This is a genomic window from Flavobacterium sp., assembly GCF_044361015.1.
Classification (GTDB): Bacteria; Bacteroidota; Bacteroidia; order Flavobacteriales; family Flavobacteriaceae; genus Flavobacterium.
In genome coordinates this window covers 1-5,892 of the sequence record NZ_JBIKJL010000086.1, presented here as the reverse complement: position 1 = coordinate 5,892, position 5,892 = coordinate 1, and the positions used below count along the sequence as shown (strand labels likewise).

The 5,892-nt window shown below is 32.7% G+C and carries 7 protein-coding genes and 2 pseudogenes; 4 read left to right on the top strand and 5 right to left on the bottom strand.

Features of this window, described 5'->3' with window-relative positions; translation table 11 throughout:
- The 4 genes and pseudogenes from ACIQ2Z_RS12330 to ACIQ2Z_RS12315 all read left to right on the top strand — a co-directional run.
- A pseudogene (locus ACIQ2Z_RS12330) lies at positions 1-173 on the top strand (methylmalonyl Co-A mutase-associated GTPase MeaB); the annotation flags it as partial.
- Between the two features lie 152 nt (positions 174-325).
- Complete coding sequence (locus tag ACIQ2Z_RS12325; protein ID WP_396184467.1) at positions 326-559, top strand: helix-turn-helix transcriptional regulator; 234 nt, start codon at positions 326-328, stop codon at positions 557-559.
- On the top strand, positions 552-878 hold the full coding sequence (locus ACIQ2Z_RS12320) for a HipA N-terminal domain-containing protein (RefSeq protein WP_396184466.1): 327 nt from the start codon (positions 552-554) through the stop codon (positions 876-878). The genes ACIQ2Z_RS12325 and ACIQ2Z_RS12320 overlap by 8 nt, the downstream gene beginning before the upstream one ends.
- Positions 865-1,887 (top strand): HipA domain-containing protein, encoded by a 1,023-nt coding sequence (locus tag ACIQ2Z_RS12315; RefSeq protein WP_396184465.1) that lies wholly within the window; start codon positions 865-867, stop codon positions 1,885-1,887. The genes ACIQ2Z_RS12320 and ACIQ2Z_RS12315 overlap by 14 nt, the downstream gene beginning before the upstream one ends.
- A gap of 33 nt (positions 1,888-1,920) precedes the next feature.
- Here the strand turns inward: ACIQ2Z_RS12315 and ACIQ2Z_RS12310 are convergent, their stop codons facing one another.
- From ACIQ2Z_RS12310 to ACIQ2Z_RS12290, 5 genes and pseudogenes are all read right to left on the bottom strand, one after another.
- Positions 1,921-2,148 (bottom strand): hypothetical protein, encoded by a 228-nt coding sequence (locus ACIQ2Z_RS12310; RefSeq protein ID WP_396184464.1) that lies wholly within the window; start codon positions 2,146-2,148, stop codon positions 1,921-1,923.
- Positions 2,149-2,201: 53 nt separating this feature from the next.
- A complete protein-coding gene (locus ACIQ2Z_RS12305; protein ID WP_396184463.1) occupies positions 2,202-3,380 on the bottom strand; it encodes an AIR synthase related protein in 1,179 nt (392 codons plus the stop codon).
- A 102-nt stretch (positions 3,381-3,482) separates the two neighbouring features.
- Complete coding sequence (locus tag ACIQ2Z_RS12300; RefSeq protein WP_396184462.1) at positions 3,483-4,238, bottom strand: OmpA family protein; 756 nt, start codon at positions 4,236-4,238, stop codon at positions 3,483-3,485.
- Positions 4,235-5,122: an OmpA family protein gene (locus ACIQ2Z_RS12295; RefSeq protein ID WP_396184461.1), complete on the bottom strand. Its 888-nt coding sequence runs from the start codon at positions 5,120-5,122 to the stop codon at positions 4,235-4,237. Before ACIQ2Z_RS12295 ends, ACIQ2Z_RS12300 begins: the two co-directional genes overlap by 4 nt.
- A gap of 474 nt (positions 5,123-5,596) precedes the next feature.
- Positions 5,597-5,892, bottom strand: a pseudogene (locus tag ACIQ2Z_RS12290) (glutamine synthetase type III); the annotation flags it as partial.

Sequence of the window (5,892 nt, the reverse complement as noted above, 5' to 3'; positions counted from 1 at the left end):
AAGAGCAAAACCAATATTGGATGATGGAAACCATTAATGAGCAATTAAAAAATCATTTTTACACCCATCCTGAAATTACTAAACACTTAAACGAAAAGAAAAAAGCCGTGCAAAACAATACGCTTTCGCCTTTTGCGGCTGCTATGGAATTGCTCTCTACTTATTTTAAATAAACTTATATTTTATACCCTATCTAATTCAAAATTAGTAATATTCTTATTTTTATACCATAAGTGGTATAAAATATTAATAAAATTAAAAAATATACCTTTTATGGTGTGATTTTTCGATATTTTTGTATATTTGTAACTTAAAAGGTATAAATATGCGAGAAAATTTAACCGATTTGAGTAAGCACATTAAACTAAAACGAAAGCAAAATAAACTCACACAACCCGAATTAGCCTTAAAAGCCGGAGTAGGATTGCGATTTGTGCGGGAATTAGAACAAGGAAAAAACACCTTGCGAATGGATAAAGTGAATGATGTATTACGCTTATTTGGAGAAACATTAGGACCAATTCCAATGGATAGAGAAAAATTACTAACGAATGAATAGAAGCGGAAAAGTATATATGAAAAATGAATACTGCGGAACAGTTTTAGAAACTGATCACGGCTATTTATTTCAATACGATTCCGATTATTTAAAAAGCGAAAAAGCTGAAGCGGTTAGTTTAACCTTGCCATTAACCGAAAAACCCTATCAAAGTAAAACCCTTTTTGCTTTTTTTGATGGATTAATTCCGGAAGGATGGTTATTAGACCTTGCCGAAAGAAATTGGAAAATAAATTATAAAGACCGAATGGGATTGCTCCTGACCTGCTGTAAAGATTGCATTGGAGCTATTAGTGTTGTAAAAAATGAAGAACTATAAAAAGAAATATTTAGCAAATTTAAATCAACCGATGGAAGTACACGAAAAAAGTACTTTCTACGGAAAACGCTGTTTGCATTGTTATCAAGCACTTTTTGACAGTAATTCAGATTTTCATGAAGCTTGCAACAAACGTTTTTTTGGGCAATTAAAAACACCACAACTAAATTATAGCTTGGATAATCTGCAAGAGTTAGCTTCAAAGGTTATCCAAAGCCAAATGGCAGTAACAGGAGTTCAAGCGAAAGTGTCATTGAGTTTATTTCGAAAAGAAGAAAAAAATTTAACAAAAAAACTCACCATAGTTGGACTTTATGGCGATTATATACTTAAACCTCCATCGGAACATTATGAGCAATTGCCTGAATTGGAGAGTGCAACCATGCACATGGCTGATGTTTGCGGTATAAAAGTAGTTCCACATAGTTTGGTGAAATTACAAGATGAAACTCTATGCTACATCACCAAACGAGTGGATAGAACGCGAAAAACCAAACTTCACATGGAAGATATGTGCCAATTAAGCGAAAGACTGACGGAAGATAAATACAAAGGAAGTCATGAGCAAATTGCAAAATTGGTTTTAAAATATTCGAGCACGCCGCTTTTGGATGTGAGCAATTTTTATGAGCAAGTTTTGTTTAGCTTTTTTACCGGAAACTCCGATATGCATTTAAAGAATTTTTCTTTGTTGGAAAAAGAAGGACAAGGTTTAAGTTTATGTCCGGCTTATGATTTAGTGCCGACGGCTTTAGTCAATCCGGCTGATACCGAAGAATTGGCTTTGACCTTGAATGCCAAAAAAAGAAAATTAAAATACCAAGATTTTTTAACTGCTTACGAAAAATGTGGATTAAGTAAAAAAGTGATGGACAATACATTAGAACTTTTTGTATATGCCAAACCCGAAATGGAAGCCGTTTTGGGAAAAAGTTTTGTGAGTGATGAATTTAAAATGAAGTATTTGAGTTTGATGGAGAGTAGGTATAAGCAGTTAGAAACACTATAAAAATGCCGTTTTAAAATTTAAAACGGCACTTTTTTACTCTTCATATCTTTCCATCTCCCGATCATAAAAAGCCCCGGCCAATTCAATTAGTTTTTCCATTTCGGTTTCTAATTCTTTTTCATCTTCTTCATCAATTTCTTCAAGAAATTCTACTTCGTCGTCTTTTAAATTGATTAAAAAACGAGGATAATCTAAGTGAATCACAAAAATATCTTCAGGATAATCGGTGTTGTCTGCTAAAACGAATTTTGGTAAGTCCATATTTTAAAGGTTAGCGGGTTGAAAGTTGCGAGTTGCGGGTTTAAAAATTGAGTTTAATATTCAAATGTACCAAATTCACTGGTAATGGTTAATTTTTTTTGTTCGGAAGCTTCTACTCTGCCGACAATTTGAGCCTCGACGTTGAATGATTTTGAAATTTCTATAATGTCGTTGGCGATTTCAGCAGGAACATACAATTCCATTCGGTGACCGCAATTAAACACTTGATACATTTCTTTCCAATCGGTTTTGGATTGTTCATGAATCAATTTAAATAAAGGCGGAATTGGGAATAAATTTTCTTTGAGAATGTGCAAATTATCAATAAAATGTAAAATTTTCGTTTGTGCTCCGCCACTGCAATGCACCATTCCGTGAATTTCTTTTGGGGAATATTTCTCTAAAATCACTTTGATAATTGGAGCATAGGTTCGAGTTGGAGAAAGCACTAATTTTCCTGCATCAATCGGACTATTTTCCACTTCATCTGTCAATTTTACTTGACCAGAATAAACCAAATCAGAAGGAACATCAGCATCAAAGCTTTCCGGATATTTTTCGGCTAAATACTTTGCAAAAACATCATGACGAGCAGATGTTAAACCATTACTTCCCATTCCGCCATTGTATTCTTTTTCGTAAGAAGCTTGTCCGAACGAAGCCAATCCCACAATCACATCACCCGATTTAATGTTGGCGTTATCAATCACATCGCTGCGTTTCATTCGAGCAGTTACAGTAGAATCGACAATTATTGTTCGAACTAAATCACCTACATCTGCTGTTTCGCCACCGGTGGAATGAATCGTTACGCCAAATGATTTCAATTCCTGAATTAAATCTTCCGTTCCGTTGATGATGGCAGAAATTACCTCAGCCGAAATTAAATTTTTATTTCTTCCTATTGTGGATGAAAGCATGATATTATCGGTTGCTCCTACACACAATAAATCATCAATATTCATAATCAACGCATCTTGTGCAATACCTTTCCACACTGAAATATCGCCTGTTTCTTTCCAATATAAATAAGCCAACGACGATTTTGTTCCCGCACCATCAGCGTGCATCAAAAGACAATAATCCTCATCTCCGGTTAAATAATCGGGAACAATTTTGCAGAATGCTTTGGGAAATAGACCTTTATCAATATTTTTTATGGCGTTATGCACGTCTTCTTTGGTGGCAGAAACTCCGCGAAGAGCATAACGTTTGCTGGCATCTGAACTCATAGTTGTGTTGTTTAATCTGAACTTGTTTCAGATTCAGAATAATTGTTGGGCAAAGATAGGATTAATGTGAAAATGTCACAATTTAAAAACAATGAGAAATCATTATTTTTCAAGTATCAAAATTTCAACTCTTCGATTGGCAACACGTTCTTCCTCATTTTTTTCCGGTAACGGATAAATGGGTCGAGTGGAAGCAAATCCTTTGTATGAAATTCTATTTTTAGAAATTCCGTTAGTCAAAAGATAATTGTAAACCGTTTTGGCTCTTTTGATTGAAATATCTTCAACTTCAACTTCTTTACAACAAATATGACCTTGAATTTCAATTTTTAATGTTGGAGTACTATTCATGATTTGAAGTAATTCATCCAAAATTGGTATCAAATCAGGAAGTACAACATCGCTCATATTATAAAAATTCAATCCTTTCAACTTTAACAACTCACCAACTTTTGGATTTTTTATCTTTTCAGAAAAAGAATTTGTCATTGGAACTTGATAAAAAATGTGGACTTTTCTATTTTCATCTTGGTTTAAAGAAAAATCGAAATCCTCACCAAAAGGAATTCTTTCCAATTTATCGACTACTTTTATTTTATTGCGTTTTAAAATAGTTTCGATGGAGTGAATTCGTAGTTCGGCTAACTTTATATTGTATGTTTTCGAATCTACCGTATCACAATAACCCTCCATTTTATATACTTCTGCGGTTGGATTTTGTTTTATCCAATCGTTCAAAATTTGAATAGAATTTGCATTGGGATTGGCTTTATTAAAATCGAAAAAAACGTCCAATTTTTCTTGAGCGGAAAGTTGGATAAAAAATAGAACTGAAATTAAGTTGATTATTGTTTTCAATTCTTAACAATTTCAATTTCTACTCTGCGATTAGCGGCTCTTTCTTCTTCATTTTTTTCCGGTAATGGATAGATGGGTTGCGCACTTCCAAAACCTTGAAAAGTGACTCTCGAGTTTTCTATTCCGTTCATTCTTAAAAATTGAGCAATTGCTTTGGCTCGTTGGTATGATAAATTGGTTCTATCAGTCGGCATGCAACACAAATGTCCTTGAATATCGATAGAAAGTTCAGAATTTTGTTGCATCACGATGAGTAATTCATATAATTTCCCTCGACTTTCACTCACGATGGCAAAGGTATTTAATTGAAAATTAAGGTTTTCCAATTTTAGTTTTTCACCGGGTTTTGCCGCATCAACTTCTTGCATAAAGGCTACATCTAACTCAAAAGTAGATTCGGTTCCATTTGGATTTTGAATGACAATGGCTTCCGGAAATTGTTTTTTAGGTTTTAGTTTTGGAGTGATTTCCTCTTTAACAATTCCTAAAATCTCATCTTCTCTGGCTAAATCTTTTGCTTCAATATAATAAACGGTTACTCTTCTATTTTCTGCTTTATTATCGGATTGTTTGTGTAATTTTCCGAAACTCAGGGTTTTAAAATCGTCTCTAATTTTTACTTTATCTTTCACAAATTGATAAATAAAATCAACTCGTTTTTGGGCTAACGTATCATTAAAACCTATTGTTCCATCCTCATCGGCATAACCGTTAATAGCAACAATTTTGACTTCTTTGTTACTCAAAATCCAATCATTCAGCTTTTGTATTTCTGGCTTTTTTAATTCCGATTTATTTGTGTCAAAATAATAGGATGACTGTTCCTGAGCAGAAATATTTTGAATTATACAAAAAAACAATAGTGCTGTTAATAGCATTTTCATGGTTGATGTTTTTACAATAACAAAAATACATCTAATTAATTTTATCACTTGCATAAAAAAACAAAGTGGGACAACTTTCGTTATCCCACCCGTTTTAGTGTAAATTTATTGGAAATTTAATTTGTTGTGATCAAAATCAAAAAAATTTTGATGTAGTATTTTTGAACACACAAAACTCACTGTTTAAATACCACTCTACTTCCAAGGGTTATATTGTCAAGATTTTTTTAATGCCTGGAGCATTTTTATTTTTTGAAAAAAGTATTTATTTTCATAAGCGATACGAAAATATAAAATTATTTTAATAGTGTAGCATTTTGATAAAAAAAATTAATGTTTTATCAAAAAAGCCACAATTCAAAAACAAACATATATGATTCATTAATAAAAATTATAGCCACGAATTACACTAATTAGCACAAATTAATTCGTGGCAATTAGTAAAATTCATGGCTACTTCTTTATGAGTGAAATTTATCTCGTAAACAACAATTCTCTATATTTCGTTATCGTCCAGATTTCGTCGTCAACCAAAAGCTCTAATTTATCGCAATGTTCTCTGATGATTTCAAAGTATGGTTTTACTTTGTCACAATATGTTTCGGCCATTTTTTGAGCATCAGTTAAAACATTTGCTTTTTTGCGAGCTTCGGTCATTGCTTCAACATTAGAATTGATTCCTTCGATGTGAGCCGAAATTTCTTTGATTAAGGATATTTGCTCTTTGGCAATTTTTTCAAAATCTTTTCCGAAGATTTCTTTTAAACCAC

Coding starts and splice junctions, on each gene's coding strand:
- ACIQ2Z_RS12325 (WP_396184467.1), top strand. CDS start 326: ATGCGAGAAAATTTAACCGATTTGAGTAAGCACATTAAACTAAAACGA.
- ACIQ2Z_RS12320 (WP_396184466.1), top strand. CDS start 552: ATGAATAGAAGCGGAAAAGTATATATGAAAAATGAATACTGCGGAACA.
- ACIQ2Z_RS12315 (WP_396184465.1), top strand. CDS start 865: ATGAAGAACTATAAAAAGAAATATTTAGCAAATTTAAATCAACCGATG.
- ACIQ2Z_RS12310 (WP_396184464.1), bottom strand. CDS start 2,148: ATGGACTTACCAAAATTCGTTTTAGCAGACAACACCGATTATCCTGAA.
- ACIQ2Z_RS12305 (WP_396184463.1), bottom strand. CDS start 3,380: ATGAGTTCAGATGCCAGCAAACGTTATGCTCTTCGCGGAGTTTCTGCC.
- ACIQ2Z_RS12295 (WP_396184461.1), bottom strand. CDS start 5,122: ATGAAAATGCTATTAACAGCACTATTGTTTTTTTGTATAATTCAAAAT.